Origin of the sequence: Paraburkholderia largidicola, assembly GCF_013426895.1 — a bacterium.
In the GTDB taxonomy this organism is placed as follows: Bacteria; Pseudomonadota; Gammaproteobacteria; order Burkholderiales; family Burkholderiaceae; genus Paraburkholderia; species Paraburkholderia largidicola.
Map to the genome: position 1 here is coordinate 1039497 of NZ_AP023174.1, position 14605 is coordinate 1054101.

Genomic DNA, 14605 nt, shown 5'->3' on the forward strand with positions numbered 1-14605 from the left:
ACGGACAGCGACGGCACACGTATGGCGATCTACGGCATCGGCACCGACATCGTTCAGGTCAGCCGCGTCGCGGCGGTGATGGAGCGCACCAACGGACGCTTCGCCGAGAAAGTGCTCGGCCCTGACGAGCTTCGCATCTATCACGCGCGTAACGCGCGCTCGCAGGTGCGCGGTCTCGCTTTTCTCGCGACGCGCTTCTCCGTCAAGGAAGCGTTCTCGAAAGCGATCGGACTCGGCATGCGCTGGCCGATGACATGGCGAGCGCTACAGACGCTGAACGAGCCGAGCGGCCGTCCGATGTGCGTGGCGTCGGGTGAGCTGGCCGACTGGCTTGCCGAGCGCGGGATTACGTCGAAAGTGACCTTGTCCGATGAGCGCGATTACGCGGTGTCATTCGTGATCGCCGAGACAGCTGAACCTTCTGCCTGATTCTTTCAGCGCGGCGCGTCTTAGAGAGCGGCGCCGCGTTCTTCCTTCTTCTTCGCAAATCCGATGAAACTGACTCCTGGCCCGGTGATGCTCGACGTCGTCGGCAAGACCCTGAACGCCGACGACGAGCGTCGCCTCGCGCATCCGATGACGGGCGGCGTGATCCTGTTCACGCGCCATTTCGAGAGCCGCGCACAACTCGTCGCGCTGACCAATGCGATCCGCAACATACGCGACGATCTGCTGATTGCCGTCGATCACGAAGGCGGCCGCGTGCAGCGCTTTCGCACCGATGGCTTCACGGTGTTGCCATCGATGGGCAAGCTCGGCGCGCTGTGGGACGAAGACGTGCTGCGCGCGACCAAGGTGACGACGGCCGTCGGCTATGTGCTCGCCTCCGAGCTTCGCGCATGCGGTATCGACATGAGCTTCACGCCCGTGCTCGATCTGAACTACGGCCACTCGCAGGTGATCGGCGACCGCGCGTTCCATCGCGATCCGCGCGTCGTGACGATGCTCGCCAAGAGCCTCAATCACGGTCTCGCCCTTGCGGGCATGGCGAACTGCGGCAAGCATTTTCCGGGGCACGGATTTGCGTCGGCGGATTCGCATGTGGCCGTGCCCGTCGACGAACGCACGCTCGACGAGATCCTCGGCGAGGACGTCAAGCCGTATGACTGGCTTGGCTTGTCGCTCGCTTCGGTGCTGCCGGGGCACGTGATCTATCCGAAGGTCGACAGCAAGCCGGCCGGTTTCTCGCGCGTGTGGATTCAGGACATTCTGCGCACGAAGCTCGGCTTCGAGGGCGCGGTTTTCAGCGACGATCTGTCGATGGAGGCTGCGCGCCAGGGCGGCACGCTGACGCAGGCCGCGACGGCCGCGCTCGAAGCGGGTGTCGATATGGTGCTGATCTGTAATCAGCCGGACGAGGCGGGCAAGGTGCTCGATGCGCTGCGCTTCATGCCGTCGGAGGAATCGAGGCAGCGTCTCGAACGGATGCGGCCGCGCGGCGATGCGCTTTCGTGGGACGCGTTGATGGACGAGCCGCAGTATCAGCAGGCGCAGGCGTTGTTGCGCGAGACGTTCGCGGGCTGATCGTCACCTCGCGGTCGAAAATAAAAAAGGACGGATTCCAGCCGGAACCCGTCCTTTTGCTTTGGTGACGCGCGAGTTCAGTTCAGGCGCATGCGCTGCAGTTTGTTGTACAGCGTCTTCGGACTGATGCCGAGCAGAGATGCCGCGCGATGCCGCGTGCCGCCAACCGCATCGAGCGTCGCGCGAATCAGCATTTCCTCGACGTCCGCGAGCGGCGTGCCGACGGTGACCTGCACGCGGCCGCCGTTCAGATCACGGCCGCCTGCGCCGTTGCCTTCGTCGGCGCGCAGCGTTTCCAGCACGTCACCGGACGCGTGATACGCGCGCCGCACGCGATCCTGCAATTCGCGCACGTTGCCCGGCCACTCGTACGCCAGGCACTCGCGGACGAAGTTTGGCCCGACCAGCTTGGTCGCATCCGCGACACCGCGCGCGTTGGCTTCGTCGTTCAGTTCGTCGACGAGCGCCTGCGCGAAGAGAGCGGGGTCTTCGCCGCGCTCGCGCAGTGGCGGCAGCGACAACGCGGCCGCTTCGAGACGCAAGCCGAGATCCTGATGCAGCGTGCCTTCGGCAACGGCCGAGCGCGGCACCTTGCGCGTCGATGCGATCAGCCGGAAGTCGGTCGCCACCTGATTCGTGCCGCCGACGCGCATGAACGTCTGGGAATCGAGCGCGCTCAGCAGTGCTTCTTGCTGCGGGCGCGGCAGCATCGTGATCTCGTCGATGAAGAGCGTGCCGCCACTGGCCTGCTCGAAGAGACCGGGCTCGCGCTGCTCCGCGCCGCCGAATGCGCCGCGTTCGTGACCGAACAGCAGGCTCTCGAGCGGCCGGCCGCCCGCGACGGCCTGCGCCGAGCGGCAGTCGAGCACGACGAACGGGCCTTTGCGGCGCCGGCTCATCTCATGCAGCGTGCGCGCGGCGACTTCCTTGCCGGTGCCCGCTTCGCCCGAAATCAGCACGGCCGCTTCCGTCGGCGCGATGTGCTCGATCGAATCGTAGATATGCTGGATCGCGCCGCTGCAGCCGATCATCGGCCCGAAGCGACCCATGCGGCGAAGCTTGGCGCGCAGCGTCTGCACTTCCTCGGTGAGTTCATAGGGACGCGGGATGCGCGCCAGCAGGCTGCGCAGCCGTGGAATGTTGACGGGCTTGAGCAGGTAGTCCCAGATGCCGTGGCGCAAGCCTTCGATCGCGCTTTCGACCGTCGCATTGCCCGTCATCACGATCACGGGCAATGCGCCGCCGGGCGGCTGCGCAGGCAGATGCTGGAGCAGGTCGAGCCCGCTGCCGTCGGGCAGGTTCAAGTCGACCAGCACGACGTCGGGGATGAAGCGTGTCAGGGCTGCGCGTGCTTCGGAGAGCGTGATCGCGGTGTCGACGGAGAAGCCGTCGGCGGCGAGAATCGCGGACAGGCCTGACAGGCTATTAGGATCGTCTTCGACAATCAGGGCATGTGGCATAACGAGCGCAACTGTTCAGATTGACGGATGCCCGACGCGCGCGGCTCGCCAGAGGCGGCGCACGCACGGACGCTTGATGAGTGGGCTTGAGCGGCCAATGCTCCCAGGCAGGCGCGGTGGTCGGACGCGACCCGGATCAGAAGGGCCGGTTGCTGTCGAAGAAACGGCGCACTTCGAGCTCCGCTTCGTCGCGGGTCTTGCCATAGCGTTCCTGGATCAAGCCCGCCAGTTTGTCTGCGCGACCCTCCGCCTTGGTCAGTTCGTCGTCCGTGAGTTCGCCCCACGCGGTTTTCGCTTTGCCGATCATCTGTTTCCACTTGCCTTCAGCGATATCGTTGTTCATGACACACCTCCCGTGTTTTCCGAATGAACGAAAGCCTTAAAGGCTTGATCTCTTCGATATAAGCAGGACGCGTGCCAAACCGGACTTTCTTGAAAAACCGACGTGAGCGCGGGATAAAAACACCGGTGGCGCCAGCCGACCTGGCAAAATTGCATGACTGGCCGGTAAAGATTTCCACCACCATACACGGTCGCGAAAAAAAGAAAAAGCGCCCCGAAGGGCGCTTTTTAATTCAAAAACCCTGAGTTGACTCAGGACTTAAGACGAATGCAATGCCGTGCGATTCAAATTTATGCGCGGCTGCGATATTCGTTGGTACGCGTGTCGATTTCGATCTTGTCGCCGATGTTGCAGAACAGCGGGACTTGCAGTTCGAAGCCGGTGTTCAGCTTGGCGGTCTTGAGAACCTTGCCCGACGACGTGTCGCCCTTGACAGCCGGTTCCGTGTAGATGATTTCGCGGACCAGCGTGGTCGGCAGTTCGACCGAGATCGCCTTCTCGTTGTAGAACACGACTTCGCAAGCCATGCCGTCTTCGAGGTAGTTCAGCGCGTCGCCCATCATTTCGGCTTCGACTTCGTACTGGTTGTAGTCGGCGTCCATGAACACGTACATCGGGTCAGCGAAGTACGAGTACGTGACTTCCTTGCGATCCAGCACGACGACGTCGAACTTGTCGTCCGCCTTGTACACGGTTTCCATGCCCGCGCCCGTCAGCAGGTTCTTGAACTTCATCTTGACGACGGCGGCGTTACGGCCCGACTTGTTGTATTCGGCCTTCTGCACGACCATCGCGTCGGTGCCGATCATCACCACGTTGCCGGTGCGGAGTTCTTGAGCGATCTTCATAAAACTGTCCTGTACGAAATAAGGTGCTTCAACTTTTTGCTCAACGGCATACGGCGTAAGCGGGTTCGGCGCCCGGCGCGCGTTCGACACCTTGGCGGTAGATCGAGCTAGGGTGCGCGGTGAGCGGGGCCGGTGCTTGCCGGAGCGGCGCCGATGTCTGCTGGCGCGTGGTTCCGTGCTTCGTCCGTCTGCTTCTTTTTACCCGAAGCGGGCGCGTACGCGTGTGACACGGACTGACATGGCTGCGAAGGCGGACCTGTCATGCGCCGCCTTGCGCTTCGTCGTCGTGCCGCGCTTGCGTCGTCGGCCGTTGGATAACCGCTTATTTTAACTGACTTTTTGCGAATACGGCGAGATTTCCGGCGAGATCGCCGATCGACGCGAGTTCGCGCGCCCAGTCGGCCGCGCGCGTGTCGAGCACTCGGCGGTGGCGTTGCAGTTCGGTCCAGTCGGGCGTGCCGTTGCCGTTCCACGCGTGCCAGAAGCGGCCGAGGGCGGCGCGGGCCGCCGCGGGCAGGCCGTGCGCATAGTGAGCGAGCGCGGCGTCCAGCTTTGGCAGATGCGCGTCATCGGCTTGCGGATAGATGTGCCAGACGAAGGGCCGTGCCGCCCATTGCGCGCGCACGAACGAATCCTCGCCGCGCACGAAGTTGAAGTCGCTCGCCCACAGCAGTTCGTCGTAGCCGGGCTGATCGGTGAACGCGAGCGCGTGCGCGCGCAGACTGCCGCGCGAGGTCTGCGTCCCCGCCGCGAACGACGGCAGGCCAAAGAACCGCGCGACCGCGCCCGAAATACGGCCTTCGGGCACGAGCAGCACGATTTCGCCTTCGGCATCGCGCCATTGCTCGAGCAGGCTGTCGACGGCCGGGTTCTCGTAGGCAAACAGCGAAACGACGGTGGCGTCCGCCGACGGCGGCCTGCCGCCCGTCTTCGCTTGCCACCAGGCGGCGCGCGCATCGGGCGATGCTTCGAACGCCGCGCGGCGCGCGTCCAGATCGCGCTCCTTCAGCACACCGCCCGTGCCCTTGCCGAGCCCTGGGAAAAAGAACGTCTTGTTCAGCGCGTGACGTGGATGCGGCGACGGCCGCAAATGAAAGTCCGCGACCCAGTCCTCGCCGCTCAGATACTCGAGGTTGAACCAGACGGGTGCGTGCTCGCGCCGCGCCATTGCTTCGATATAGACATGCGGCAGCTCGCACGCGAACGCCTCGATCACGACGTCCGCCACCTGCAGCGTATCGCCCGCGTGCGCCGGCTCGTGCCAGTGTTCGACGACAATGCCGTCCACCGTCTGCCGCGCGCTTTTCACATCGACGGATGCATTGAGCTTGTGAAACGCATGCAGATCGTCGACGAGGAGGCGCACCTGCCAGCCATGCTCGCCTGCGAGTTGCCGCGCGAGGCGCCAGCAGACGCCGATGTCGCCGAAGTTGTCGATCACCGCGCAGAATATGTCGCACGCGATCGTCGACGGCTGCAACGCTTGAGTGGGAGCGGAAGACATGATGGCGGCGCCTGGGTTCGGGCGTGAGCGGAATGTTCTAAACTGGCGATTCTAAGCCACATCACCCACATGACGCGCCGTCCGTACGCGGCGTCCAATCCGATTCTGCATGACCCGATCCGATTCCTCTCCCGCAGCCGGTTCCGCCGCGAAGCCCGGTGTGCCCGAAGCCGTCGCCGAAGACTTCGACCCGAAGAAGGTGCTGCGCCAGTTGCCGCACATGCCGGGCGTCTATCGTTACTACGATGCGCAGGGCGCGGTGTTGTACGTGGGCAAGGCGCGCGACCTGAAAAAGCGCGTGTCGAGCTACTTCACGAAGACGCTGCTGTCGCCGCGCATTGCGATGATGGTCACGCGGATCGCGAAGATTGAAACGACGGTCACGCGTTCCGAGGCCGAAGCGCTATTGCTTGAGAACAATCTGATCAAGGCGTTGGCGCCGCGCTACAACATCCTGTTTCGCGATGACAAGTCGTATCCGTATCTGAAGCTGACGGGTCATCAGTTCCCGCGCATGGCGTATTACCGCGGTTCGGTCGACAAGAAGAACCAGTACTTCGGACCGTTCCCGAGCGCATGGGCTGTGCGTGAGAGCATTCAGATCCTGCAGCGCGTGTTCCAGTTGCGCACCTGCGAAGACTCCGTGTTCAACAACCGCACGCGGCCGTGTTTGCTGCATCAGATCGGACGATGCACGGCGCCGTGCGTTGCCGCGATCAGTGAAGAGGACTACGCACGCGATGTATCGAACGCGTCGCGCTTCCTGCTTGGACGGCAGTCGGAAGTGATGAAGGAACTCGAGCAGAAGATGCACGCGTTCGCCAGCGAACTGAAGTTCGAGCAGGCAGCGGCTGTGCGCAATCAGATGAGTTCGCTGTCGACGGTGCTGCATCAGCAGGCCATCGAGGTGGGCGGCGAGAGTGACGTCGATATTCTGGCCGTCGTCGCGCTTGGCGGGCGCGTGTGTGTGAACCTCGCGATGGTGCGTGGCGGCCGGCATCTGGGCGACAAGGCGTATTTCCCGACGCATGTCGAAAGCGCGTTGACAGCGGCAGAGGGCGGTTTCGACGACGGCGATGGAATCGTGCCGGTCGCGCCTGCGGCGGTGATCGATGTCGAAGCGGAACTGGGCGACGAGTCCGATGAAGTCGTGGGTGTGGATGCAGACCCGTCGGAGGATGGTGACGAAGTCGTCGTTGACGCAAATGCTGATGCCAATACTGATACCGATACCGATGCCGGCAAGAAGCCGCGCGGAACACCGGGCATCGAATCGGAAGTGCTCGAAGCGTTTATCGCGCAGCATTATCTGGGCAATCGCGTGCCGCCCGTGCTCGTGGTCAGCCACGCCCCCGCGAGCCGCGAACTCGTCGATCTGCTGATCGAGCAGGCCGGACACAAGGTCACGCTGCTGCGCCAGCCGCAGGGCCAGAAACGCGCCTGGCTCGCGATGGCCGAGCAGAACGCGAAGATCGCGCTTGCGCGGCTGCTGTCGGAGCAAGGCTCGCAGCAATCGCGTACGCGCGCGCTCACCGACACGTTGTCGCTCGAATGCGAAGACCTGGCGCATCTGCGTATCGAATGCTTCGACATCAGCCACACGATGGGCGAAGCGACGCAGGCGTCGTGCGTCGTCTTTCACCATCACAAGATGCAGTCGTCCGAATACCGGCGCTACAACATCACAGGCATCACGCCCGGCGACGATTACGCGGCGATGCGTCAGGTGCTCACGCGCCGCTACGAAAAGATGGTCGCGCAGGCCGCGGCCAACGCCAACGACGAAGCGGCCGAACTGCAACCCGAAGCCGCCGCCGACCCAGCCGTCACGCCGGAAGGCGCGGAACCCGTCGCGGCGGGCGGGCTGTTGCCGAACATCGTGCTGATCGACGGTGGTAAAGGGCAGGTCGAGATCGCGCGCCAGGTGTTCAACGAACTTGGGCTGGACCTCGGCATGCTGGTCGGTGTCGCGAAGGGCGAAGGGCGTAAGGTTGGCCTGGAAACGCTCGTATTTGCGGACGGGCGTCCGTCGCTCGAACTCGGCAAGGAAAGCGCGGCGCTGATGCTGGTCGCGCAGATCCGCGACGAAGCGCACCGCTTCGCGATCACCGGTATGCGCGCGAAGCGCGGCAAGACGCGCCAGACGTCGCGGCTCGAAGAACTGGAAGGCGTCGGCGCGAAGCGGCGTCAGCGGCTGCTGGCACGCTTTGGCGGCTTGCGCGGCGTGGTGGCGGCGAGTATCGACGATCTCGCGAGCGTCGAGGGTATTTCGCGCGCGCTTGCCGAGCAGATTTATCGTCAGTTGCATTGAATGCGTCTGCATTTGGTTCTGCTTCGAGCGCTGACGGCGCTCTGCGGGCCGTGCGCCCGGGCCTTGCTTGTGGCTCGCCCGGTGAAGCGGCACAATTGCATCTCTTATCTCAGAACGTAGCGCCTGCCCATGCCGTTTAATTTCCCGATTTTCCTGACGTGGCTGCGGATAGTGTTGATTCCGCTCGTCGTGGGCGTGTTCTATTTGCCGGACATGATGCTGAGTCCGGCGCACCGCAATCTGGCCGCGGCGACGATTTTCATTCTCGCCGCGCTGACCGACTGGTTCGACGGCTTTCTCGCGCGTAAGTGGAACCAGACGTCCGCGTTCGGCGCGTTCCTCGATCCCGTCGCCGACAAGCTGATGGTGACCGCCGCGTTGCTCGTGCTCGTCCAGTTGTCGCGTCTGGATTCGGCGATCGCGCTGGTGATCGTCGGCCGCGAGATTGCGATTTCTGCGCTGCGCGAATGGATGGCGCAGATCGGCGCGTCGAAGAGCGTCGCGGTGAATTCGCTCGGCAAGTTCAAGACGGCCTGTCAGATGACGGCGATTCCGATGCTGCTGTTCTATGGTCCGCTATCGCTCGGCGTGTTGTCGATCGACACGCGCGTGTGGGGTTTGTGGCTCATCTATCTCGCCGCGTTCCTCACGATCTGGTCGATGCTGTACTACATGAAACTTGCGTGGCCGCAGATCCGCGAGCGCGGTGGTATGGCGTGACGCAGTGGTCGCCGTCGCGGTGTCCGCGCGATGCGTCAGTAGAATTTTCAATCTCTCGTACAAAAAGAGTTGACACGATTCGGCGGCTTCTACATAATCTCGTTTCTCCGGTGCACGCGCTACTAAACAGCGCGAAACACTAGGAAGCAGTAGAAGCAAAACGCGGGAGTAGCTCAGTTGGTAGAGCGCAACCTTGCCAAGGTTGAGGTCGCGAGTTCGAGACTCGTCTCCCGCTCCAGATTTCGAAGCAGCGTTTTGCATCAGGCAGTCAGCAGGGCGTTGTGAAGCAGTAAAGCGCAGGTTCATGCGGGAGTAGCTCAGTTGGTAGAGCGCAACCTTGCCAAGGTTGAGGTCGCGAGTTCGAGACTCGTCTCCCGCTCCACACACAGGGGGAAGCCAAGCTTCCCTTTTTGTTTGATGCTTCGTGAGGAGCATCGAGCGTAGATGGCTCTGATGTAGTGTTAATCAGGTCGTCGCACACAATCTGCGAGCCGTTGCAGCTGCAACAAAGTACGGTTCGGCAGTCCGCTTTCGGCGCGATAGCAAAGCGGTTATGCAGCGGCCTGCAAAGCCGTTTAGACCGGTTCGACTCCGGTTCGCGCCTCCAGAAGCAAAGAAAAGCCCCGAGATTTCGGGGCTTTTCTTTTTTCAGCGCGAGGTTTCGCGCCCTGGCAACGTCACGACCGGAAGCAACGTATGCAAAGCAAACAGACTTCTCCTATCGACTGGCGCTGGAAGGCTTTCGACGATCTGACGAACGTCGAGGTCTACGACATGCTCGCCGCTCGCGCGGCCGTCTTCGTGATCGAGCAGAACTGTCTGTATGGCGATGTCGATGGACTCGATATCGGCGCATGGCATCTGTTCGCGTACGGCGCGCAGCAGCCGTCCGGCACGCGCGCGCAACTGGCTGGCTATCTGCGCGTGTTGCTGCCCGATGGCGAGGATGCCGACATCCGCATCGGCCGCGTGCTGACGACCGCCGATTTTCGCGGACAAGGCCTCGGTAGCGCGATGCTCGAAACGGTACTTGGCCATATCCGTACGCAATGGCCCGGCACGCCCATACGTCTGCATGCGCAGGCGCATCTGCAGCCGTTCTATGGTGCGTTCGGCTTCTCGCCGATTTCGGACGTACACGAAGAGGACGGTATCCCGCATATCTGGATGCGTTCTGCCTGACGCTTGCTCTGCTGCGTCTGAAGGCAGATCAACGGTCGGCGTGCGCGACGATTTGCGTGCCGGCAGAGGTCGGCACGTGCGTGTGCCGTTCGTCACGCAGACGCGCTCGCGCCGAGAGTCTCATCCAGTGACGCAGTGCGAGCACGGCGCCGATCACGCTCATCATCGAACCCGGAATCCATAGCACCAACCCGCCGATCTGCTGGTCGCGCATCGGGCTGAGCCATGTGAACGCGCGCCCGCAAATCGAATACACGGGATAAAGCTCGCGCGGTGAAAAGAAGATGAACGCGCCGAGCGCGATCTGTGGCGGAATGGCGGCGACGATCAGCAGCACGCGTTTGCCGGGCGATAGCCGCGCGGGCGGCGTGGGCCGCGAATCGAGCACGAGCCACCAGAACATCAACCCGTCGATCACCATGCTCCAGTTCATCACGCGATACAGCCGCCAGTCGAGCATCGCGACGAAATGAACCGGCGAGAGCAGCCAGAAATAGATCAGTCCAACGAACAGAACGACAGCGACGACGGGATGAAACAGCACGTCGAGCGTCGCGCGCACGTATCGCGTCTGTAGCGCGGGCCGCACGAAGCGCTGCCGCCACGCGAACGGAATACCCGCGCGCATCGCGGCACCAGGATAGGACAGCGCGATGAAGAATGGCCCGAGATGATGCAGCACCAGATGCTGCGCGCGATGCATGAAGAACTCATGCTCGAAGAAATAGTCGAGCCGCGTATGCAGCGCGACGTAGAGCGCGGCCAGCCCGAACCAGAACGACGCCTGCCGCGCCGCCGACACCTTCGCCTTGCGCACGCCGCGCGCGAACAGCAGCGCGGCGATCACCATCACGACCACGATAGCCGGCGACGGCTCCCAGGGTTCGAGCCAGTAGAGCAAAGTCATCGCGGGTTTATCACCGCCGTTACTTGGTCTGCGAAGGCGACTTGACGGCGAACGGCGCGTCGAGCGTTTCGCCGTCGGAGAACTGCAGCTTCAGATGTACCGTATCGCCCGGCGCGATCTTGTGCCTGGCCTCTTCGAGCATCACGTGATAGCCGCCCGGCGCAATTGACGCCTGGCCGTGCGCGGGCACCGTCAGCTTGTCGACCATCACCATCTTTTGCGTCGAACCGTTCGACACCGTCTGATGCAGCATCGCGCTGCCGTAGTCGGCGCTCGATACGTCCACGAGATCGATCGGCTTGTCGCTCGAATTGGTGAGCGTGACGTACGCGGCGGCGGGCAGGTTGTTCGGCAGCCAGCGGACCCATGCGTTCTGCACGGCGATGGCCTGCTTGCTGTCGGCGGCATGCGCGGCGATGCTGCCCGTGGCGACAAACGCGACAGCGGCGGCGCAAACCAGCGTGTGAATCCTCGAAACTGTTTTGATTTGTTGTGTCATGGCGAACCTGTGAGAAATCAGGAGTGGTCTTCAATGATACGGCGCACGTCTTGCGCGATCACATCGGGCGAGTCGTGGTCCGTGGCGAGCAGGCGCGCGCGGTTGCGTGCGTCGAAGATATAGACGGCCGAACTGTGCGTCACCTCGTAATTGCCGTTCGGGTCGCGCTTTTCCATCTGATACGCGACGCGGTAATGCCTCGCCATCTGCTCGATCTGTGCATCCGTGCCCGTCAGGCCGAACGCGTGCTGCGAATCGAATGCTCCGACGTAGTCGTGCAACGCGCTGGGTGTGTCGCGCGCGGGATCGACGCTGACGAACAGGATGCGAACATTCTGCGCGTCCGGCCCGAGCTTGCCGATGACCTGCATCAGACGCGCCATCGTTTCCGGGCAGACGTCCGGGCAATGCGTATAGCCGAAGTAGACCAGCGATACGCGGCCCTTGAGCGTATCGGCCGCGACAGGCCGGCCGTTGTCGCCCGTCAGCGTGAAATCGAGATCGGGCAGATGGCCGCTCACGTTCGTCAACTGCCAGGGTGCGCCGTGCTGCGAGCATCCAGCGCTGCCCAGCGCCACGCACAGCGCGACGCTCGACGCCGCGATACGCATTGACGTGCAAGTGTGCAGGGCGAGGAAACGGGAGATGGACACCAGTGCTTTCGGGAACAAAGGCAGTTTCGACGACTCGATTCAGAACAGGGCACGGCGCAACACAATCAGCGCGCCGCAATTGGCGTGACTCGATGGCGGCCCATGCTATTCCATGTCCTCGGCGCGCGCCGTTGCGACTCTATCGCAATTTCAGACGCATCGTTGTACCGTGGCCCTGTAAGGGAAAAAGCGAGTCAATATGCCGCAGCGCGTTGAAAGCCGGCTGTAGCCGGATCGTGCGGAGTTTGCATTCCGTTCGTTGGGCCGACAGCCCGGAACGCCCGCCCGCGCGGCATGAAAACTTACTTTCTCGAAAAAACGACCGATGCGCGGTAAGATGCGCACACTTTTCCGGCCGCAAGCGGCTGAGAGGCAACGTACACCGATGCAAGCACTTCCCGCTTTTCTGTCTCCGACGGAGACGGCATTTTTCTTCGATTTCGACGGCACGCTCGTCGATCTGGCACCGACGCCCGATGGCGTGCTGGTCCAACCCGAGGCGATCGCCTTGCTCACCGAACTTCGGCGTCTGACGAACGGCGCCGTGGCTATCGTGTCGGGACGCGGGATCGACAGCATTGACCAGTTTCTGGGCATGCCCGATCTGCCCATCGCCGGACTGCACGGCGCCGAGCGGCGCGATTCGAACGGCGACACGCAGCGCATTGGCTTCAACGACGACCGGCTGCTGCGCATGGAGCAGGTGCTCGCGCAAGTCGTCAACGCCAATCCCGGCATGCTGCTCGAAATCAAGGGCGCGGCGGTTGCGCTGCACTATCGCAACGCGCCCGACCGCGAGCCGGTGGCGCGCGAAGCGACGAGCCGGCTGGTAGCCGAATACCCGGGCGCTTATGTGCTGCAGCCCGGCAAGATGGTCTATGAAATCAAACCCAAAGACGTTGATAAAGGCCGCGCGTTGCGCGCCTTTCTCGACGAGCCGCCATTCACGGGCCGCGCGCCCGTGTTCGCGGGCGACGATCTGACGGACGAAAAAGGCTTCGCGGTCGTCAACGAAAAGGGCGGTCTGTCGATCAAGGTCGGTGGCGGCGATACGATCGCGCGCTCGCGCATCGGCTCGGTGAGCGCATTGCTCGCGTGGCTGTCGGAAATCGTCGCGGCGGCGCGCAACGCATGATGGCATCCGTTTATCCGCGCTTCGCGCCCGTTCAGCACGGAAACCCCGCGTCATGAGCCGACTGATCATCGTATCGAACCGCGTCGCGCCGATTTCGGAAGGCGGCCCCGCGGCGGGCGGCCTGGCCGTTGGCGTCTACGACGCATTGAAGGAAACGGGCGGCATGTGGTTCGGCTGGAGCGGCGACGTGCTCGGCTCTGGTCAGCCGCAGATCAAGGTCGAAGAGCGCGGCCCGGTCACGTTCGCGACGATTGGCCTCGTGCGGCGCGACTACGACCAGTACTACCGCGGCTTCTCGAATGCGACGCTCTGGCCGGCGTTTCATTACCGGCCCGATCTGCTTCAGTACGACCGGCACGATTTCGAAGGCTATTGCCGCGTGAACACGTGGCTCGCGCAACAACTGGTGCCGCTGCTGCGCGACGACGACGTCATCTGGGTCCACGACTACCATCTGATTCCGTTCGCGCAGGCGCTGCGCGCAGCGGGCGTGAAGAACCGCATCGGCTTCTTCCTGCACATTCCGTTTCCGGCATCGCAGGTGCTGCTGGCCGTGCCGCCGCATCGCGCGCTGGTCGAGGCGCTGTGTTCGTTCGATCTGCTCGGCTTCCAGACGAAGCCCGATCTGCGCGCGTTCTGCGACTACATCATCAACGAGGCCAATGGCTCGGTCGAAGCGTCGGCGCAAGGGCCGACGCTGGTGCACGGTTTCGGCCGCACACTGCGCGCGGCAGCCTATCCGATCGGCGTGTATCCCGACGAGATCGCAGAACTGGCGAAAGCGGGCGAGGGCGACAAGCCGGTGCGCACGATCGAAGCGACGCTGCATGCGCGCAAGCTGATCATGAGCGTCGACCGGCTCGATTATTCGAAGGGACTGGTCGAGCGGTTTCGCGCGTTCGAGCGGCTGCTCGAGCATTCGCCGTCGTATCGCGACAAGGTGTCGTTCCTGCAGATCGCCCCGCCGACGCGTTCCGATCTGCACGCCTATCAGGAAATCCGCCTGCAACTGGAAGGCGAGTCGGGGCGCATCAACGGCCGCTTTGCCGAACTCGACTGGACGCCGATCCGCTATATCCACCGGCAGTACGAGCGGCCCGTGCTCGCGGCGTTGTTTCGCACCGCGCATGTCGGCTACGTCACGCCGCTGCGCGACGGCATGAATCTCGTCGCGAAAGAGTATGTGTCCGCGCAAGACCCCGAAGATCCGGGCGTGCTGGTGCTGTCGCGTTTCGCGGGCGCCGCGCAGGAGCTGACGGGCGCGCTGATCGTCAATCCCGTCGATATCGACGGCATGGCCGATGCGCTCGGCACGGCGCTTTCAATGCCGCTTGCCGAACGAAAAGCGCGCTACAACGACATGATGGTGCAGCTGCGCGAGAACAATGTGTCGGTGTGGCGCGACAACTTCATGCGCGACCTGCAGAAGATGCCCAGCGCGCAACCGGTAGCGAGCGAAGCCGCCGAGCGTTGATCGCTTTTATCGCTGTCGCAGGAAAAGAAAAAGCCGCTTCTTCGA

General features: G+C 63.1%; 15 protein-coding genes and 3 tRNA genes. 11 read left to right on the forward strand and 7 right to left on the reverse strand.

The window, feature by feature from the left end:
* Window positions 1-21 precede the first annotated feature (21 nt).
* Together acpS and nagZ are read left to right on the forward strand one after the other, a co-directional pair.
* Window positions 22-429 carry a holo-ACP synthase gene (gene acpS, locus PPGU16_RS04685; protein ID WP_180721910.1) on the forward strand — a complete coding sequence of 136 codons (408 nt, stop codon included), beginning with the start codon at window positions 22-24 and terminating at the stop codon, window positions 427-429.
* A gap of 63 nt (window positions 430-492) precedes the next feature.
* A complete protein-coding gene (gene nagZ, locus PPGU16_RS04690) occupies window positions 493-1524 on the forward strand; it encodes a beta-N-acetylhexosaminidase (protein WP_180721911.1) in 1032 nt (343 codons plus the stop codon).
* A gap of 77 nt (window positions 1525-1601) precedes the next feature.
* Here the strand turns inward: nagZ and PPGU16_RS04695 are convergent, their stop codons facing one another.
* Window positions 1602-2984 (reverse strand): sigma-54-dependent transcriptional regulator, encoded by a 1383-nt coding sequence (locus PPGU16_RS04695; protein WP_180721912.1) that lies wholly within the window; start codon window positions 2982-2984, stop codon window positions 1602-1604.
* Between the two features lie 136 nt (window positions 2985-3120).
* A complete protein-coding gene (locus PPGU16_RS04700) occupies window positions 3121-3327 on the reverse strand; it encodes a CsbD family protein (protein WP_007741080.1) in 207 nt (68 codons plus the stop codon).
* A gap of 71 nt (window positions 3328-3398) precedes the next feature.
* Between PPGU16_RS04700 and PPGU16_RS04705 the strand changes: the two genes are divergently transcribed.
* Window positions 3399-3572 (forward strand): hypothetical protein, encoded by a 174-nt coding sequence (locus tag PPGU16_RS04705; protein ID WP_207795227.1) that lies wholly within the window; start codon window positions 3399-3401, stop codon window positions 3570-3572.
* A gap of 45 nt (window positions 3573-3617) precedes the next feature.
* Here PPGU16_RS04705 and efp read toward each other — a convergent pair whose 3' ends face one another.
* Both efp and earP read right to left on the reverse strand, forming a co-directional pair.
* Window positions 3618-4175 (reverse strand): elongation factor P, encoded by a 558-nt coding sequence (gene efp, locus PPGU16_RS04710; protein WP_035990188.1) that lies wholly within the window; start codon window positions 4173-4175, stop codon window positions 3618-3620.
* A gap of 322 nt (window positions 4176-4497) precedes the next feature.
* A complete protein-coding gene (gene earP, locus PPGU16_RS04715; protein WP_180721914.1) occupies window positions 4498-5679 on the reverse strand; it encodes an elongation factor P maturation arginine rhamnosyltransferase EarP in 1182 nt (393 codons plus the stop codon).
* Window positions 5680-5788: 109 nt separating this feature from the next.
* On the opposite strand from earP, the gene uvrC reads away from it, so the two are divergent.
* The 6 genes from uvrC (at window position 5789) to PPGU16_RS04745 (ending at window position 9892) form a co-directional block, all read left to right on the forward strand.
* Complete coding sequence (gene uvrC / locus PPGU16_RS04720; protein WP_180721915.1) at window positions 5789-7990, forward strand: excinuclease ABC subunit UvrC; 2202 nt, start codon at window positions 5789-5791, stop codon at window positions 7988-7990.
* 129 nt (window positions 7991-8119) lie between these two features.
* A complete protein-coding gene (gene pgsA, locus PPGU16_RS04725) occupies window positions 8120-8710 on the forward strand; it encodes a CDP-diacylglycerol--glycerol-3-phosphate 3-phosphatidyltransferase (protein ID WP_035990191.1) in 591 nt (196 codons plus the stop codon).
* A 162-nt stretch (window positions 8711-8872) separates the two neighbouring features.
* A tRNA-Gly gene (locus tag PPGU16_RS04730) sits at window positions 8873-8948 on the forward strand.
* A gap of 68 nt (window positions 8949-9016) precedes the next feature.
* Window positions 9017-9092, forward strand: a tRNA-Gly gene (locus PPGU16_RS04735).
* 151 nt (window positions 9093-9243) lie between these two features.
* A tRNA-Cys gene (locus PPGU16_RS04740) sits at window positions 9244-9317 on the forward strand.
* Window positions 9318-9406: 89 nt separating this feature from the next.
* The gene (locus PPGU16_RS04745; RefSeq protein WP_180721916.1) at window positions 9407-9892 is read left to right on the forward strand and encodes a GNAT family N-acetyltransferase; all 486 of its coding nucleotides are present in this window, start codon (window positions 9407-9409) and stop codon (window positions 9890-9892) included.
* Between the two features lie 28 nt (window positions 9893-9920).
* On the opposite strand, the gene PPGU16_RS04750 is transcribed toward PPGU16_RS04745, so the two are convergent.
* Genes PPGU16_RS04750 through PPGU16_RS04760 form a run of 3 tightly spaced genes read right to left on the reverse strand, consistent with a single transcriptional unit; the run spans window position 9921 to window position 11909 of the window.
* On the reverse strand, window positions 9921-10799 hold the full coding sequence (locus tag PPGU16_RS04750; RefSeq protein ID WP_180721917.1) for a cytochrome c oxidase assembly protein: 879 nt from the start codon (window positions 10797-10799) through the stop codon (window positions 9921-9923).
* 19 nt (window positions 10800-10818) lie between these two features.
* Window positions 10819-11298: a copper chaperone PCu(A)C gene (locus tag PPGU16_RS04755; protein WP_180721918.1), complete on the reverse strand. Its 480-nt coding sequence runs from the start codon at window positions 11296-11298 to the stop codon at window positions 10819-10821.
* A 17-nt stretch (window positions 11299-11315) separates the two neighbouring features.
* Complete coding sequence (locus tag PPGU16_RS04760) at window positions 11316-11909, reverse strand: SCO family protein (RefSeq protein ID WP_180722549.1); 594 nt, start codon at window positions 11907-11909, stop codon at window positions 11316-11318.
* A 427-nt stretch (window positions 11910-12336) separates the two neighbouring features.
* Between PPGU16_RS04760 and otsB the strand changes: the two genes are divergently transcribed.
* Both otsB and otsA read left to right on the forward strand, forming a co-directional pair.
* On the forward strand, window positions 12337-13086 hold the full coding sequence (otsB, locus tag PPGU16_RS04765) for a trehalose-phosphatase (protein ID WP_180721919.1): 750 nt from the start codon (window positions 12337-12339) through the stop codon (window positions 13084-13086).
* Between the two features lie 52 nt (window positions 13087-13138).
* Entirely contained in the window at window positions 13139-14560 is a 1422-nt protein-coding gene (otsA, locus tag PPGU16_RS04770) for an alpha,alpha-trehalose-phosphate synthase (UDP-forming) (RefSeq protein ID WP_180721920.1), read from the forward strand.
* Window positions 14561-14605: the final 45 nt, after the last annotated feature.

Excerpts from the sequence above, each read along its gene's own strand:
- acpS (WP_180721910.1), top strand. The coding sequence starts at position 22 with ATGGCGATCTACGGCATCGGCACCGACATCGTTCAGGTCAGCCGCGTC.
- nagZ (WP_180721911.1), top strand. The coding sequence starts at position 493 with ATGAAACTGACTCCTGGCCCGGTGATGCTCGACGTCGTCGGCAAGACC.
- PPGU16_RS04695 (WP_180721912.1), bottom strand. The coding sequence starts at position 2,984 with ATGCCACATGCCCTGATTGTCGAAGACGATCCTAATAGCCTGTCAGGC.
- PPGU16_RS04700 (WP_007741080.1), bottom strand. The coding sequence starts at position 3,327 with ATGAACAACGATATCGCTGAAGGCAAGTGGAAACAGATGATCGGCAAA.
- efp (WP_035990188.1), bottom strand. The coding sequence starts at position 4,175 with ATGAAGATCGCTCAAGAACTCCGCACCGGCAACGTGGTGATGATCGGC.
- earP (WP_180721914.1), bottom strand. The coding sequence starts at position 5,679 with ATGTCTTCCGCTCCCACTCAAGCGTTGCAGCCGTCGACGATCGCGTGC.
- uvrC (WP_180721915.1), top strand. The coding sequence starts at position 5,789 with ATGACCCGATCCGATTCCTCTCCCGCAGCCGGTTCCGCCGCGAAGCCC.
- pgsA (WP_035990191.1), top strand. The coding sequence starts at position 8,120 with ATGCCGTTTAATTTCCCGATTTTCCTGACGTGGCTGCGGATAGTGTTG.
- PPGU16_RS04745 (WP_180721916.1), top strand. The coding sequence starts at position 9,407 with ATGCAAAGCAAACAGACTTCTCCTATCGACTGGCGCTGGAAGGCTTTC.
- PPGU16_RS04750 (WP_180721917.1), bottom strand. The coding sequence starts at position 10,799 with ATGACTTTGCTCTACTGGCTCGAACCCTGGGAGCCGTCGCCGGCTATC.
- PPGU16_RS04755 (WP_180721918.1), bottom strand. The coding sequence starts at position 11,298 with ATGACACAACAAATCAAAACAGTTTCGAGGATTCACACGCTGGTTTGC.
- PPGU16_RS04760 (WP_180722549.1), bottom strand. The coding sequence starts at position 11,909 with ATGCGTATCGCGGCGTCGAGCGTCGCGCTGTGCGTGGCGCTGGGCAGC.
- otsB (WP_180721919.1), top strand. The coding sequence starts at position 12,337 with ATGCAAGCACTTCCCGCTTTTCTGTCTCCGACGGAGACGGCATTTTTC.
- otsA (WP_180721920.1), top strand. The coding sequence starts at position 13,139 with ATGAGCCGACTGATCATCGTATCGAACCGCGTCGCGCCGATTTCGGAA.